Origin of the sequence: Sphingobium sp. B2D3C, assembly GCF_025961835.1 — a bacterium.
GTDB lineage: Bacteria > Pseudomonadota > Alphaproteobacteria > Sphingomonadales > Sphingomonadaceae > Sphingobium.
On record NZ_JAOQOK010000001.1, the window covers coordinates 3,015,450 to 3,030,745 of the forward strand.

General features: G+C 61.0%; 19 protein-coding genes. 14 read left to right on the plus strand and 5 right to left on the minus strand.

Annotated elements, in window-relative coordinates; all coding sequences use genetic code 11:
• Window positions 1-11: 11 nt before the first annotated feature.
• The 14 genes from M2339_RS13960 (at window position 12) to M2339_RS14025 (ending at window position 11,515) form a co-directional block, all read left to right on the plus strand.
• Window positions 12-1,007 carry a baseplate J/gp47 family protein gene (locus M2339_RS13960; RefSeq protein WP_264606417.1) on the plus strand — a complete coding sequence of 332 codons (996 nt, stop codon included), beginning with the start codon at window positions 12-14 and terminating at the stop codon, window positions 1,005-1,007.
• A complete protein-coding gene (locus M2339_RS13965; protein ID WP_264606418.1) occupies window positions 1,004-1,555 on the plus strand; it encodes a phage tail protein I in 552 nt (183 codons plus the stop codon). The genes M2339_RS13960 and M2339_RS13965 overlap by 4 nt, the downstream gene beginning before the upstream one ends.
• 11 nt (window positions 1,556-1,566) lie before the next feature.
• Window positions 1,567-3,165: a hypothetical protein gene (locus M2339_RS13970; RefSeq protein WP_264606419.1), complete on the plus strand. Its 1,599-nt coding sequence runs from the start codon at window positions 1,567-1,569 to the stop codon at window positions 3,163-3,165.
• A gap of 1 nt (window position 3,166) precedes the next feature.
• Window positions 3,167-3,406: a hypothetical protein gene (locus M2339_RS13975; RefSeq protein WP_264606420.1), complete on the plus strand. Its 240-nt coding sequence runs from the start codon at window positions 3,167-3,169 to the stop codon at window positions 3,404-3,406.
• Between the two features lie 155 nt (window positions 3,407-3,561).
• A complete protein-coding gene (locus M2339_RS13980) occupies window positions 3,562-3,969 on the plus strand; it encodes a response regulator (RefSeq protein WP_264606421.1) in 408 nt (135 codons plus the stop codon).
• 604 nt (window positions 3,970-4,573) lie between these two features.
• On the plus strand, window positions 4,574-5,146 hold the full coding sequence (locus M2339_RS13985) for a phage baseplate assembly protein V (protein ID WP_264606422.1): 573 nt from the start codon (window positions 4,574-4,576) through the stop codon (window positions 5,144-5,146).
• Window positions 5,143-5,493 (plus strand): GPW/gp25 family protein, encoded by a 351-nt coding sequence (locus tag M2339_RS13990; RefSeq protein ID WP_264606423.1) that lies wholly within the window; start codon window positions 5,143-5,145, stop codon window positions 5,491-5,493. The genes M2339_RS13985 and M2339_RS13990 overlap by 4 nt, the downstream gene beginning before the upstream one ends.
• Window positions 5,494-5,510: 17 nt before the next feature.
• Entirely contained in the window at window positions 5,511-6,680 is a 1,170-nt protein-coding gene (locus tag M2339_RS13995) for a phage tail sheath C-terminal domain-containing protein (RefSeq protein ID WP_264606424.1), read from the plus strand.
• A 39-nt stretch (window positions 6,681-6,719) separates the two neighbouring features.
• Window positions 6,720-7,232, plus strand: coding sequence for a phage major tail tube protein (locus M2339_RS14000; RefSeq protein ID WP_264573695.1), 513 nt, complete (start codon window positions 6,720-6,722; stop codon window positions 7,230-7,232).
• Between the two features lie 56 nt (window positions 7,233-7,288).
• Window positions 7,289-7,600 (plus strand): phage tail assembly protein, encoded by a 312-nt coding sequence (locus tag M2339_RS14005; RefSeq protein WP_264606425.1) that lies wholly within the window; start codon window positions 7,289-7,291, stop codon window positions 7,598-7,600.
• Window positions 7,601-7,611: 11 nt separating this feature from the next.
• Window positions 7,612-7,743 carry a GpE family phage tail protein gene (locus M2339_RS14010; RefSeq protein ID WP_264606483.1) on the plus strand — a complete coding sequence of 44 codons (132 nt, stop codon included), beginning with the start codon at window positions 7,612-7,614 and terminating at the stop codon, window positions 7,741-7,743.
• A 2-nt stretch (window positions 7,744-7,745) separates the two neighbouring features.
• On the plus strand, window positions 7,746-10,094 hold the full coding sequence (locus M2339_RS14015) for a phage tail tape measure protein (RefSeq protein ID WP_264606426.1): 2,349 nt from the start codon (window positions 7,746-7,748) through the stop codon (window positions 10,092-10,094).
• 12 nt (window positions 10,095-10,106) lie between these two features.
• Window positions 10,107-10,517 (plus strand): phage tail protein, encoded by a 411-nt coding sequence (locus tag M2339_RS14020; protein ID WP_264606427.1) that lies wholly within the window; start codon window positions 10,107-10,109, stop codon window positions 10,515-10,517.
• Window positions 10,514-11,515 (plus strand): contractile injection system protein, VgrG/Pvc8 family, encoded by a 1,002-nt coding sequence (locus M2339_RS14025; RefSeq protein ID WP_264606428.1) that lies wholly within the window; start codon window positions 10,514-10,516, stop codon window positions 11,513-11,515. Before M2339_RS14020 ends, M2339_RS14025 begins: the two co-directional genes overlap by 4 nt.
• Before the next feature lie 32 nt (window positions 11,516-11,547).
• Here M2339_RS14025 and M2339_RS14030 read toward each other — a convergent pair whose 3' ends face one another.
• The 5 genes from M2339_RS14030 to M2339_RS14050 form a co-directional block, all read right to left on the minus strand.
• Window positions 11,548-12,078: a hypothetical protein gene (locus M2339_RS14030; RefSeq protein WP_264606429.1), complete on the minus strand. Its 531-nt coding sequence runs from the start codon at window positions 12,076-12,078 to the stop codon at window positions 11,548-11,550.
• Entirely contained in the window at window positions 12,068-13,231 is a 1,164-nt protein-coding gene (locus tag M2339_RS14035; RefSeq protein WP_264606430.1) for a hypothetical protein, read from the minus strand. The genes M2339_RS14030 and M2339_RS14035 overlap by 11 nt, the downstream gene beginning before the upstream one ends.
• 85 nt (window positions 13,232-13,316) lie before the next feature.
• Window positions 13,317-13,790, minus strand: a complete 474-nt coding sequence (locus tag M2339_RS14040) for a thermonuclease family protein (RefSeq protein ID WP_264606431.1) — start codon at window positions 13,788-13,790, stop codon at window positions 13,317-13,319.
• 9 nt (window positions 13,791-13,799) lie between these two features.
• Window positions 13,800-14,441 (minus strand): hypothetical protein, encoded by a 642-nt coding sequence (locus M2339_RS14045; protein WP_264606432.1) that lies wholly within the window; start codon window positions 14,439-14,441, stop codon window positions 13,800-13,802.
• Between the two features lie 257 nt (window positions 14,442-14,698).
• Entirely contained in the window at window positions 14,699-15,295 is a 597-nt protein-coding gene (locus M2339_RS14050; protein ID WP_264606433.1) for an XRE family transcriptional regulator, read from the minus strand.
• Window position 15,296: the final 1 nt, after the last annotated feature.

Below are 15,296 nucleotides of genomic sequence, written 5' to 3' on the forward strand. Positions count from 1 at the left end.
AAATGGCCGGCATGGCTGATGCAACTTTCACCGCAGTCGATCTCTCGCGCCTTCCAGCGCCGGATGTGATCGAAAAGCTCAACTTTGAGACGATTTTCGCCGATGCGGTGGCGCAGATGCAGGCGCGCATGCCTGATTTTGAGGCGCGTGACAGCGATCCCGCGACCAAACTGCTGCAAGTCACCGCCTATCTCGCCCAGCTTCTGCGCCAGCGTGTCAACGATGCCGCCCGCGCCGTCATGCCTGCCTATGCCACCGGCGCGGATCTCGACAACATCGCAGCCCTGTTCGGCATCGCCCGCCTCACGCTCACGCCCGCCAATACCGAGCTGGGCATCCCGGCGGTCATGGAGAGCGATGTCGATTTCCGCCGGCGCATGGTGCTGGCGCCCGAGGGTTACTCCGTCGCCGGGCCGGAAGGGGCCTATATCTTCCATGCGCTGAGCGCCGATCCGCTGGTGCTCGATGCCAGCGCCGCCAGCCCGGAGCCGGATGACATTCGCGCGCTCGTGCTCTCGGTGCTTGCGGATCACGATGCCAATCCGGCGCTGATCGATGCCATGACGCAGGCGCTCGATGGCGCCACATGGCCGGGCGAAGTCGTCGTTTCCGTGCTCTCACGCGCAGAGACTGGCGAGGCTTCCCCAGCGCTGATCGCGACCGTGGAGGCGCACCTCTCCGATGAGACGATCAGGCCGCTCACGGATCATGTGATCGCGCAATCGGCCGAGATCGTCGGTTTCGAGGTGGATGCGACCCTCACCACATTCAGCGGGCCAGATGGCGCGGTGGTGCTCGATGCCGCGCGCGCGAGCCTCGATCGCTATGTGGAAGAGAGCCACCGGATCGGCCGCGATATTACGATTTCGGGGCTGCACGCGGCTTTGCACGTTGAAGGCGTGCAGAATGTCGTGCTGGCCCAGCCCACCGCAGATCTCATCATCAGCCGGACGCAGGCACCCTTCTGCACCGGGATCTCGCTCACCTATGCGGGCACCGGCGAATGACCGCGCCCAGCATCCTGCCGTCTGGCTCAACGCCGCTCGAGAAAGCGCTCGAGCAGGTGATCGCCGCCGCGCTCGATATCCCGGCACCAATCCGCAATGTCTGGTCGCCGGATCAATGCCCGATCGAGCTGCTGCCATGGCTGGCTTGGGGCCTGAGCCTCGATAACTGGTCATCGGACTGGTCGGAGGCGATCAAGCGCGAGCGCGTGCGCAAGGCGATCCCGATCGCGCGCCAGAAGGGCACGGCCGCCAGCGTGCGCAGCGTCGTGCAGAGCTTTGGCGGTTCGGTTGCGATCCGCGAGTGGTGGCAGCAGGAGCCGCGCGGCATCCCGCACACATTCGAGCTGCTGCTCAATCTTGAGCAGGCTGGCGCCCCGGCAAGCGCCGCCTTTGTCGATCAGGTCATTGCCGAGGTGAGCCGCGCCAAGCCGGTTCGCTCTCACTTCACATTCACCCAGGGCATCACGGCGCGCGGCGGCATCGGCCTTGTCGCGCGTGCGAGGCCTGCGCTGCTCGCCCGGCTCAGCTGCGCCGCGCCGGCCGCCTAATCGGAGGTTCCATGGCTCTTTCTATCATTGTCACCGATGCCGGGCGCGCTGCTCTGGTCAATGCCGCGAACAACGGCACCAATCCGGTGGTGATCACGCAAGCCGGCATCACTGCCACCGCCGTCGTGCCTTCAGCCAGCGCCACCGCCATTCCCGGCGAGATCAAACGCATCTCGACATTCTCGGGTGATGTGGTGGCCGATGACATGATCCACCTCGTTGTGCGTGATGAGACAGCTGATAGCTACGCGCTGCGCAGCTTCGGCCTCTATCTCGCCGATGGCACGCTGTTCGCCATCTATGGCCAACCCGAGCCGGTTGTGGAGAAGTCCGCGCAGGCGATGATGCTGCTCGCGATCGACATTGCCTTTGCCGATATCGATGCCGCCGCGATCACCTTCGGCGATGCCAATTTCATCAACCCACCTGCCACCGAGGAGGCGCAGGGCGTGGTGGAACTGGCGACTCCGGCAGAGACCGCCGCTGGCGTCGACACCACGCGCGCGGTGCATCCCAAGGGCCTCAAGGATACCGTCACGAGCTGGCTCAACGCGCGCTTCGGCGAGGGAAACCCGTCGGCATTCATGAAAGGCCTGCTCTCCACCGCCTCGGCAGCTGCGATGCGCTTGGCTCTTGGGATCAAGAGTGGTGCGCTTAAGGACGAAGGTGCGGGAGGCGGCCTCGATGCGGATCTGCTCGATGGGCAGCATGGCGCTTATTATGCTGACATTCCTGCGCGCCTCGGTTTTGTGCCGTGGGGGCCGAACAACGACGGTGCTGGCTCCGGCCTCGATGCCGGTCTGCTGGCTGGCCAGTTGCCCAGCTATTACACCAGTATCACTGCCCGGCTCGGCTACACCCCGCTCAATTCAACGGCATATACGGCTTCCGATGTGCGCTCGAAGCTGCTGACAGTTGATGGCGCTGGGTCGGGCATCGATGCGGATCTGCTCGATGGCCAGCAAGGCGCCTATTACACCAACATTCCCGACAGGCTCGGCTACACGCCTTTGAATAAAAACGGGGACACAGCGTACGGCTATATAATTTTCAACGCCGGGCGCGCTGGAAGTAGCTGGATCGGCGCGGCGGGTGGTGCCGAGTTAGAGGTAACGGCCAGCGCGGGCGGTGGCGCATTCATGGCCTTTCACCGCCCCGGCACTCATGCGTTCTATTTCGGGCTGGACATTGATAATCAACTCAAGATCGGCGGATGGAGTTTAGGCAGCGTCGGCCACGTCCTTTGGCATTCGGGCAACGACGGCGCCGGCTCCGGGACGGATGCCGATATGCTGGACGGCCTTCACGCCGATGCTTTCGACCGATTTGTTGCGCAAAATCTGTCTGCCACCGATGGCTATGTTGTCCACTCGAACGGCCTCAAGGAATGCTGGACGATGCTCTGGGTGCCCGCCGACAGCGCGGCGACATGGGCGCTTCCCGTCGCGCATAGCTCGTGGGTGAATCCCGTCATCGCCATGTCGATCAACAATGGCGAAAACAACGCCCAGCAGACCGTTGGCATCGTCTCGGCCACGACCTCGCACGTCACCATCTATTCGGCCGTGAACTATGGCCAATATGTTCGCATCCAGACCAAAGGCGTTTGAAATGGAAGACATGACCATCAAGATTGGCGCGCTCGACAGCGCGACCGGCACAGTGCCCGTCACATTCATGCTGGGTGAGATTGAACACAAGCGCCCCGTTAACGCCGTGATCAAGGAAAACGGCACGCATGATCGCGCCGCAACCGTCGAGCGCGTCAATGAGGTAGCGCGGGGCGTAGCGGAAAAGATCAGGGTCGGCGTCATCACCTCTGCCCCGCCGCACTCATCAGGCACTGAGTAAACCCGTGCCTTCATTCGACCCGCGATTGTCATGACAGGTGATGCCAACTTGCATCGGTCATTGAAAAAACGACCAGTTGCCTTCTCTATATGGCAATTAGGTGGTGATTAACCGGCATCGGTGAAACTAACATTCATCAAGTTTGTTTGCCGGAAGTGGAGAAATCAACAACCCTTGCTGCTCTTGTAGTCGACGATGACGCGCTGATCCTGATGCATGCCTGCAATATTCTGGAGGACGCCGGGTTTCGCTGTTTCGATGCCTGTGATGGGCGAGCCGCAGTCGAGCTTCTCGATTTGCATGCCACCTCAATCAATTTGCTCTTTTCAGATGTGGAAATGCCGGGTGGCATTGATGGCTTTGCATTGGCCCGTCATGTCACCGAGCACTGGCCACACATCGAAATCGTCATTGCCAGCGGACGAATAGCCCCTGAGCCCGGCGACATGCCGGAGCACGCCACATTTGTTGCCAAGCCTTTTAGTGCGCAGAAGGTCCACGACCATCTTCGCGCCTCTCTCCCAGACACGAAAAAGCCTGAGCCGCTAAAAACTGCGGTCTAGTTTCAAAATCCGCTGGGCTTAAGCGCCCAAACGTTCAAAAACAGCAGAGTGATCAATGGCATCAAGCAACGATGATCCGGAACGTCCTCCATCTTCAAGGGGCGGAGGAAATCTTGCAATCGTTGCAGTATTTCTCGCCATTTCCGTCCTCGCGGTTATGGCAATGCTTGTTTAGCCCGGTCCCACATTGGACAGCGCTAGCGGCTTAATGCCGCGCCGGTTTGCTTCCTCGAGAACAGCAGCTTGAAGCGCAGACACGCAATCGGCCGCTGCACTTCGTCGTGCCATCCAAGCCAGCTCATTATCGCTCATTTTCTTTGCCATCTCGGCGCAAGCTTGCTGCAACAGGCGCATCCCGGAATCCCGAATTCGAAGTCTGATCATGGGCGCAACTAGCCCGATAAGCTGCCCCGCAGTACCTGTCCCTTCGGGCAAAAATCGGCCTCAACTGTATCGATCAACGTGCCAGAACGCCTTGGAGGGGCTTGAGGGGCAACAGCCGCCTGCCTACCACTGTCCGAGCTCAATCATCTTCATCGGGCGAGACGTTCTCACCCGATGAAGCCCCGCGCATGAGCGATAACCGCGCGGCATGGTCCTGCCCATGCGCAACCCTTCCGACCTTGAGCACACCACCGGCGAAGTGATCCAGCTGGGCGCGATTGCCTCCGTGGATCCCGCGAACGCCACATGCACCGTGACGATTGGCGAGATCACCACCGGCGAGCTGCCATGGCTCGCCCAGCGTGCCGGCGGCGTGCGCTCATGGTCGCCGCCGACCGTTGGCGAGCAATGCGTGGTGCTGGCGCCCGAGGGCGATCTGGCGAACGGGCTGGTGGTGCTCGGCCTCTACAGCAATGCGCACCCGGCACCCTCGACCAATCCCGATCTCGTGCAGCTGGCGCTCAATGATGGCGCGGTGATCGAATATGATCAGGCCATCCATTCATTACGCGCGACGCTGCCCGCCGGCGGCACCGCGCAGATCGAGGCGCCCGGCGGCATCACCATCAAAGGCGATGTGACGATCGAGGGCGATATCAGCCTCGAGGGCGATATCAGCATGAGCGGCACGCTGACGGCTGAGCAGGATGTGCTGGCGGACGGCAAGAGCCTCAAGAGCCACCGGCACAGCAGCGTGACGGCCGGTGCGGCGCAGAGCGGGCCGCCGGCATGAGCGGGATGGATCGCCGCACGGGCGCCCCGCTCGACGGGCCAGACCATATCCGCCAGTCCGTGAGCGATATTCTCAGCACCGCCATCGGCGCGCGCGTCGGCCGCCGCGAATATGGCTCGCTGCTGCCCGAGCTGATCGACCGGCCGATGACCGCACCCAATATCCTGCGCCTCTATGCAGCCACGGCTCTGGCGCTCTCGCGTTGGGAAAAGCGCCTGCGCTTGCGGCGCGTCCAGCTCGTTGCGGGCGATCGCCCTGGCACTGCCTCACTCACCATCGATGCCGAGCGCACGGATGCCCCAGCGCCGAACGCCCGGCTGCGCCTCACTTACCCCCTCAACGCTTAAAATCGAGGAACCGTCCAATGGCTTTCAAGCACGGCATCACCATCACCGAAATCGATAGCGGCGCGCGCACGATCACTGCGGTGGCGACCGCCGTCATCGGCCTTGTCGCCATCGCCAGCGATGCAAATGCGGCCACCTTCCCGCTCGATAAGCCCGTGCTGATCACGGATCTTTCCGATGCGATCAGCAAAGCCGGCACCAATGGTACGCTCGCCAGCTCGCTGCGCGCGATCAATGCGATTGTGAGCACGCCCGTGGTGGTGGTGCGCGTGGAAGAGGGCGGCGATGCGGCCGAGACGGCGAGCAATGTGATTGGCGGCGATGTGGCCGGCGAAAAGACTGGCATGCAGGCCTTGCTCGCATCGCGCGCCCAGACGACGGCTCAGCCCAAGATCCTGATCACGCCCGGCCTCGAGACGCAGGCCGTCACAAAGGCGCTGGCCGTGGTGGCAAAGAAGCTGCGCGCGTTCGCTTATGCCCGCGTCGTCGGCGACACCGTGGCCGAGGCCGGCCTTTATCGCGCCAATTTTGATGAGCGCGAGCTGATGCTGATCACGCCCGACTGGCTTGTCTGGGATACGGCCACCAGCGCCAATGTCACCGGCCATGCCGCTGCCTATGCCGGCGCCATGCGCGCGCTGATCGATCAGCAATACGGGCCGCAAAAGACCCTCTCGAATGTCCCGGTGCCCGGCGTCCTTGGCATCACCAAGGATTTCTATTGGGACATCGAGAACATGGCGAGCGATGTGGGCGTGCTCAATCAGGCGCACGTCACCAGCCTCATCCGCACCGATGCCGGCTATCGCTTCTGGGGCAACCGCACCTGCGCAGCGGATACCAGCCTCTATAAGTATGAGAGCACGGTGCGCGTGGCGCAGCTGCTCGCCGATACGATCGCCAAGGGCATGTTGTGGGCGGTGGATAAGCCGCTCACCCCGTCGCTCACCCGCGACATCATCGAGACGATCAACGGCTTTTTCCGCCAGCTCAAGGCGCAGGGCGTGGTGCTGGGTGCCAATGCGTGGTTCGATTCCGCGCTCAACTCGGTGGAGAGCCTCAAGGCCGGCAAGCTGCGAATCGATTATGACTACACGGTGCCGCCCCCGCTCGAGGATCTCGGCTTCAATCAGCGCATCACTGACAAGTATCTGGCCGATTTCAGCGCAGCGCTGAGCGAGGCCTGACCCCCCGCCATCCTCTTTCCCCGATCATAGGAGCAAATCATGGGCCTCCCCCGCGTCCTCAAGAATATGATGCTGTTCAACGAAGGCTCGGCCTATCTGGGCGAAGTCAAGACAGTCACTCTCCCGACCCTCACCCGGAAGATGGAAGAGAGCCGCCTCGGCGGCATGAATGGCCCGGTGAGCTTTGACATGGGCATGGAGGCGCTTTCGGCTTCCTTCACAGCTGGTGGCCCTCTGCGCGACGTTCTGCGCCAGTTTGGCGCGACAACCATCGATGGCGTCTATCTTCGCTTTGCCGGTGCCTATCAGCAGGATGACAGCGGCAACGTCGACGCGATCGAGGTGATCATGCGCGGCCGCCACAGCGAGATCGAGATGGGCGATCAGGAGGTGGGCGAGCCGGGCGAATTCAGCGTCTCCAGCGCGCTCGTCTACTACAAGCTGCTCTGGAACGGTCGCACTGAGATCGAGATCGATTTCATCAACATGATCGAGATCGTGGATGGCGTGGATCGCCTCGCAGCCCAGCGCAACGCCATCGGCCTCTTCTAAACGTCGCGGCCCGGCTTCACCGGCCGGGCCGCGTGCCCCTTGCCCTTCTGGAGAGCATGATCATGACCATCCCGGCCGAGCCGACCTTTCGCACCGTTTCCCTCGATAGCCCCGTGCAGCGCGGCGAGCAGTCGATCGAGAGCATCCAGCTGCGCAAACCCAAGTCGGGCGAGCTGCGCGGCCTTTCGCTGGTCGATCTGGGCCAGCTCAAGGTCGATGCGCTCACCAAGATCATCCCCCGGATCTCCTCACCCACGCTGACCGAGGCCGAGGTGGCCAATCTCGATCCCTCTGATCTGCTGGCCTGCGGTGCGGAGATCGGGAGTTTTTTGCTGCAGAGATCGCAGAGAGCGGCGCTCCACGATTGATCGAGGATGCCATGGCGGATCTGGCGATCACGTTCCACTGGTGGCCGGCCGTCATGGACGAAATGAGCGTGAGCGAGCTGCTGGGCTGGCGTGAGCATGCCGCCCGCCGATCAAGGCCCCCTGAAAGACCCGGAAAGCGCTAGACATGGCATCCAAGAACCTTCGCCTGCAGGTCATCCTCGAGGGCCTCGATCGCGTGACCGCACCGCTCAAGGCGATCACCGGAGCCAGCTCGAACGCGCGCAAGGATCTGGCCGAGACGCACAAGCAGTTGCAAAAGCTCGACGCGGCGCAGCAGCAGGTGGGCAAATACAAGGCAGCCGAGGGTCGCTTTGCGGCCGATACGCAGGCTCTGGCGCAGCAGCGCGAGAAAATGGAAGAGCTGCGCGCTACGCTCGAAAAGACCGAGGCGCCGACCAAGAAGCTGCGCAATGAGTTTGCGCGGGCTGAAAAGCAAACCGCCCTTCTCACGGCCAAGGTGGACAGGGGCGGGGATGAGCTGCAGCAGCTCTCCCGGCAGTTGGGCGAGGCCGGAATCGACGTCGGAGATCTCGCGCGCCACGAGCATGATCTGGCGGTCCGCACCTATGACGCCAATCAGGCCTTGAAGCGCCAGACCGAGCAGCTCGACAAGGTGGCGAGAGCACAGCGCAACACCGATCGGCTCAATGAAGTGAGCGCCAAGGCGACCGGCCTTGGCCTCGGCATGGTGGCCGCCGGCACCGCCGCTGGCGCGCCGATCGTCATGGCAACCAAACAGGCCATGACGCTCGAGGCGGCGATGGCCGACGTGCGCAAGGTGGTTGATTTCGATTCCCCGCAAGCCTTTGCGCAGATGACCAGCGATATCCTCGACATGAGCGAGCGGATCCCGATGGCGGCCGAGGGCATCGCTGCGATCGTGGCGGCCGCCGGCCGCGCGAACGTGCCGCGCGAGGAATTGCTGCGCTTCGCTGAGGATGCGGCCAAAATGGGCGTGGCCTTTGAGAGCACGGCCGAGGATGCCGGCGCAACCATGGCCAAGTGGCGGACTGCATTCGAGCTGCCACAACATGGCGTGGTGGAGCTGGCCGATCAGATCAACGCGCTCACCAACACCTATGGCGGCAATGTGAGCGCCGTCACCGAGATGGTGACGCGCATCGGCCCGCTCGGCAAGGTGGGTGGCCTGGCTGCAGCCCAGATCGCCTCCATGGGCCAAGTGCTCTCGAGCGTGGGCGTTGAAAGCGAGATCGGCGCCACGGGCATCAAGAATATGATGCTGGCGCTCACCAAGGGCAGCGCCGCCACCAAATCGCAGCAGAAGGCGTTCTCGTCGCTGGGCGTTGATGCCGAGCAAGTCGGCAAAGCCATGCAGAAGGATGCCGGCGGCGCGATCCTCGATGTCCTCGGGCGCCTGCAGGGCCTATCGAAAGAGGCGCAGGCTTCCACGCTCACGCAGCTCTTCGGATCCGAGAGCGTCGGCGCGATCGCGCCGATGCTCAACAATCTCGATCAGCTGCGGGAGAACTTCGCACTGGTGGGCGATAGCAGTCGCTATGCCGGCTCGATGAATGCCGAATATCTCGGCGCGATCGCCACGGCCGAGGGCGCCACCGGCCTTGCCACCAACGGGCTCAAGGCGCTCAACATCACCATGGGACAATATCTGCTCCCCACGGTAGTGAAGGTCGCTGGCATGGTCGCCGGAGCGGCCAAGACCATGCGCAGCTGGGCACAAGAGCATCCGGTGCTGGCCAAGGGCATCATGATGTTCGTCGGCGCCGGCGCGGCGCTGCTGATCCTGCTCGGCACGCTGGCGCTCGGCTTTGCGGCGCTCACCGCTGCGGCCGCGCCACTGGGAATCGCGCTCGGCCCGCTGCTGCTCATCGTGGCCGCCGTCGCCGCCGTCGCCGCTGCTGCCTATCTCATCTATGACAGCTGGGATGGCATCGTTGCCTATTTCAGCGGCCTCTGGAGCGGCATTCTAGACGCGATCCGAAACGCAGTGGGGTTCCTGCGCTCTCTCGACTTCGGACAGATCGGCCGGGATCTCATTCAGGGCTTGATCAACGGCATGCTGGGCAAGCTTGCCGCTCTCAAGGATACGATCGTCGGCGCGGCCAGCAGCGTGGCGAAGTGGTTCAAGGAAAAGCTCGGCATCCATTCGCCCTCGCGCGTGTTCGCGGGGCTGGGCGGGTTCGTGATGGAGGGCCTCGATCAGGGCCTTGCTGCGAACACCGCTGGGCCGCTTCAGCGGATCTCCGAGCTGTCCGGCCTGATGACCCGAGCGCTGGCCGTGGGCGCCGGTGGAGCAGCCGTGGCGATCGCTGGACCGGCTGCGGCGCAGGGAGGCGCCAGCGCGTCTGCTGCGCCGGCTGCGGCACCCTCCACCTATCATATCGAGATCAAGGTGAGCGGCGCCGGCGTGCCCGAGGACATTGCCGATGCCGTGCGCCGGGCCATTGATCAGATCGAGCGCGAGAAGCGTGGGCGCGGCTATGGCGACGATTAAGGAGGCAGCGCGATGCATCTGATGGCTCTGGGCATGTTCGTTTTCGAGATGGGATCGCTTGCCCCCGACGAGCTGCAACGCAAGGCAGACTGGCAACATGCCCGCGCTCCGCGCATGGGCGCGCGCGACGCGGTGCAGTTCACCGGGCCGGGCACCGAAACTATCTCGCTATCCGGCGCCACATATGCCGAGCTGAGCGATGGACAGGTGAGCATCGACCAGCTGCGCCAGATGGCCAGCGCTGGCGATGCCGTTCCACTGGTGAGTGGCGCCGGCGAGGTGCTTGGCAATTTCGTGATTGAGGCGATTGATGAGCGCCATGCCTATCTGACGGCCAATGGTCGCCCGCGCCGCATCGATTTCGCGATTGATCTGCTGCGCGTGGATGATCCGGCGCCCGAGGACCCCGAGGCTGCGCAATGAGCGGCCACAATATCGCGGACTGGCGCGTGACACTCGATGGCGTCGATCTCTCCGACCGGCTGCGCCCGCGCCTTGTCTCACTCAGCCTGTCCGAGCGTCGCGATGATGAGGCGGATCAGCTCGATATCGTGCTGAGCGATACCGATGGCGGCCTTGCGATTCCCAAAGAGGGCGCGGTGTTGAGCGTCGAGATCGGTTGGAAACAGGGCCGCAATGTGCCGATCGGCCTTGTTCACAAGGGCAGCTTCAAGGTGGATGATGTGACCCATGCCGGGCCGCCTGATCAGATCACGATCCGCGCGCGGTCGGCGGATTTTACCTCGGAGATCCGCAACCGCCGCGAAGGCAGCTGGAAGGATACCACACTGGGGGCGGTTTTGCAGGACGTGGCGGGCCGCAACGGCCTTGGTGCGAAGGTGGCGCCGGATCTGTCATCGATCGCCCTGGCATCGCTCGCACAGAGCCGCGAGAGCGATGTGGCGTTCCTTCGCCGGCTCGGCCGCGAGCATGATGCGGTTGCCACGATCAAGAATGGCAATCTCATCTTTGCGCGCAAAGGCGCCGGCGCCACCACCAGCGGCAAGGCCCTCCCGCACATCGAGATCCCGCGCAGCCATGTCTCGAGCCATTCATGGCAGCGGCAGAAGCGAGAGGGTCAAGAAGGCGTCGCGGCCAGCTGGCACGATCGCCGAGAGGCGAAACGCAAGGCTGTGACCGTGGGCGTGCAAAAAGGCGCCAAGCGCTTGCGCAAGGTCTATCCGGATGAGGCCAGCGCCACGCGCGCAGCAATCGCTGAACGCGACCGGCTCAAGCGCGCGCCGGCCACGCTCGATCTAAGCGTCGCTCTGGGGCGCCCGGACGCGACGCCGGACGCGCGCGCCACGGTGAGCGGCTTCAAAGATGAGATTGATGCCACCACATGGCTCATCACCGAGGTGGCTCATCGGCTCGATAAAGCCGGCGGCTTCGTGTCGAGCATCAAAATGGAGACTGGATGAGCCACTGCGGTGGCTGCGCCCCAAGGCATACATCAGCCTTGTAGCGACGCCTTAGCGTAAAGCCGATCCAGCACGGCAGCAGTCGCAGAACCCAACACTCCCATCGCCGTTCTCACATCTCGCGTGTAGTTGACCGTGACCGGAGCGTTCAGTTTGACGCGCAAGGCTTCTATCGCCTTTGAAAGAGAAGAAACGTACTTCTCGTCATCAGGATGCGTCAAAATAACGCGCAGATCGACCAATCTCCACTGAAGTTTAGTAACTAGATCTAGGCAGTCTTCACGCAGATCAGACGCATTTTCTTTTTCATTGACAAGCGCAGAATCAAACCTACGAACCTTTTGAGAAAGCTCAATAATTTCACTATTAAGCTGATCCGTTGTTTGCTTAAGATGGGCACTTCGGCCATCTTCAATCTGGAACTGCCTAGAGTACATAGGCGCAAAATAATAAGTTAGTGTTGCTGCAGCTAAACTAGCTAATATAGTCATCCATACCGGCATCTTCTCTTCAAAGAAGACAGGGAATGCACTCCTTAGCCAGTTGAGAAATCTACTTAGCATTTAACTCATCTTTGTGCCGCTGAACCTCAGCCGAGTTATCTAACGTCAAATCCAAGGTATTCTTAGCTGATTTCCCAAGGCTCGATTGGACTGGACTCCATGCAGCACTGTTGAATGAGTTAATAAAATTGTCGAGCTCAGTTTTAGCTTCTGCTTCATTGGCACCTTGTAGAGCGCCGGCGACCTGAGCAGAAACATGGGCGCGTTGCTGCGCAAAATTTGCGTTGGGATCGCCGGTCGCCATCAGAATACCGCCTGCTAGCAAAATGGCGGCTAGCCCACTCTTTGCAGTGACAGTGAACTTGCCCGGCGAGTTAAAATTCTGCGCAAGCTCTGCGACCCGACTTTCATCATAAAACTGAAGAATTGCGGCATCGATGTCGAGCGCCTGAAATGCGTCGAATTCCCCGTCTTCATATGAAAAGACGGCTGCCATAACGTATTTCAATAGTTTTGCGGCTTCGTAAGGCTGCAGTGGATCTTTGCCAGCGTAGCCGTTTCCAAACAGGTCGAGCTTTGACCTCTCACGCCATGAGTAGCTTGGATAGACATTGTCGAAGATATCTTGATAGAATCGGCGATCAATCATTGTGATCGCGTGTCGATTTATGAGACGCCTAGCGGTGCGGGGGGCGAAATCGCGTCGGGTCGCGACAGCATTTATCCACCGAACGCGACGCGTGGGAACTATTTCGTTTTCCAGCTGTGGAACAACTAAGTCGTCCGATTTCGACCAATTACTTGATATTTCGCCGATTAAAAAGGGATCAAACTGACCGTGCCCTGGCGACATAACGATGTCACCGATTTTGGCCATTTTAAATAGTCTAGTTATGTTGCCAATTTCTGCGGCAAATTGTCGGGCGGATGGCGTGTTGCCTGCATGTGGATTGGGAAGATAGTCAAGCGGGTTGCGTGACGGGTGTGCAGTGGTATGCCCTCGAATGAGCTCATTGACCGCATCGGACATGGCAAGATGCCGGCGCATCAGAACGTCGTCTCTAAATGCCGCCGGCGTAGCGTCAAATCCAGGAATATTAAGAAACACTCGGTTGTTATTCGAGAAATCGTCGAGAAAGCGCCGATTGCTTCCGGCATAGATTAGCCAGACTGCAACATCGTCGCGAAGCAGTCTAATTGGTGAAAGCTCCACGTTACCCCCTACAGTTGCCTATTACCCAATCAGTTATAACGAGCCGAAAAGCGGCTATTCCTCTCAGCGTTAGACGCAATTCTCCTTAGCACCATGGTTCGCGGCGACCGTTCCAGGTCCGCGCAAGCCCTTCCCTCACGAGCTGCTCGCCGAGAGACCGGCCATCGCGAACGAGAACGCGAAGTTTGCGATTGTATTTGTCCACATCGCGGTCGCCTATGCGGCGGACTTCAAAACGGCCTTCGTTGACAAGCTCGCGGAGGCGATGCTTCGCACGCTGGCCAAGCGCCCTCTCCTCATCGCATCGAGGCGAACCGATTTCTGGTGTGTCGATATCGGCAATGCGAATCTTCTCGCCGTCGATCCACAAGGTGTCCCCGTCCGCGACGCAGTTATGTCTAATAACACCGCAGATCTCATAGCGCGTAGCGCCGTCTCCCTCGGTAGCTATTAGAGTGCTCGTCGGCGCTGATCGGTCCTCAAAATATGAAAAGCCTGCACCAGCGCCGGTCCCGAGCAGAATGGCAACCGCGAAGATAGTCAGCGGCCGCAAGCCCATCACCTCGTCCTAGTTCCTTACGACTGCCGGCGCAGTGAAGTCCCGTTCGGCAGCGGCCGCTTTAGGGGCAGCTTCCATAGTGGGCTGCGTCACAGGCGCGGCTGCAGGTTGCGTGTGCGGCGTGACGAAAGCGAGATCTTCGTCAAGAAACGCCTTCACGCTCGAACCCATGGGAATGTAAGCGCTCGTGCCTGTCGTAAAGAAGCCCGCCAATGGAACAAGTGCAACAGCGCCAATGACGCCAGCCGTTCCGGTGACGCCCTTGTCATCAAACGTGCCGGTCAGTCGAACGTGCCGATCACCAAGACGCATGGAGACTACCCGCGCACCGATGTAGCCGGATTTTCCCCACATACCTTTGTTGCGGACTTCCGTGACTTCTCCAACGACAGGCGTGCCGCCTGGGATCACTGTCACGCCGTTCATCGTGACGCTCGAGGCGACCTCCATCTGGAACCGCTGGCCGACGCGCAGTTTCTTCTTTTTGGTGGTCAGCTCTTCACGCATTTGAAGGGGAATTTCAGTGCCGGCGCGCATCACGTTTTCAGCCACTGGAGCGATTAAAACGGCTTGAGACGCGGGCGCGATATCCTGCGCTATAGCGGGCATAGCGACCAAAATGCTGGACGCGACAACAGCGTGAACTTTCATGACGTTCCCCCTAAATGAGCCGCATCCCCTAGCGGCACTACTCTGATAACTACAGTAGTCGACCGTGGTTGATAAATTCAACTATTTCGAGTTCCGTTAACTTTTTTACGGTCTTTCCTACACATAACGATTCTAATATCTGGAACGAACCAAGAACAAACGGACAAGGTTGGTGACGGGAAAGACGTGGCGATTGACGCCAGGGTGCGAGTTTGCCTGCAATCGATGCAGTGTGCGGTGTGCGACAATTGCGGCGGTCAGGGACGATCTGTGGCGAGAGACCGAGCAGCTTCTGCGGGCGCAATCATTGGCGCCTTGCCCTGATCGGGCGCGACAGGTCCGATCGCTGCAAAGCCAGCTGGAAGGCGCTGAGCGAGAATTCGCGCGGCTTCGGCCCTCGTTGCGTCCGCTGGCACCAGTGCGAGCAAGCTCTGGAACATATCAGCCAGCGCGTCTTCACTAGGGAAAGCAACTGACAGGGTGACATACTGGACGGCGGGCTTGGCGGCTTCGATGGCACGCGCTTCCGGCTCCGCCTCGCTCTCATTCAGTCCAGCGAGCATCATGACTTCGGCAGGGTCCACGCCGTATTCGGCCAGCATCGCGGCTACCTTGCGCGCAAAGTCCAAGGGCAGGTGCGACTTCTTGTACGAGTTCGGGTTCTCGTAAAAATTGTAAGACGAGTGGCCCATCTCCAGCTTTTCCGCCGCTCGTCGGATCGAAAGAGGGGGGACTGCGCGAAGGCGTAGCGCCTTCAGTTTGGGGCCAACAGGAGACATGTCAGCACCATGCAGAATTTTTGAACACTGTCCGTTCAGAATCACTGTTGACGACTGTTCAAAAGTTCTGCACATT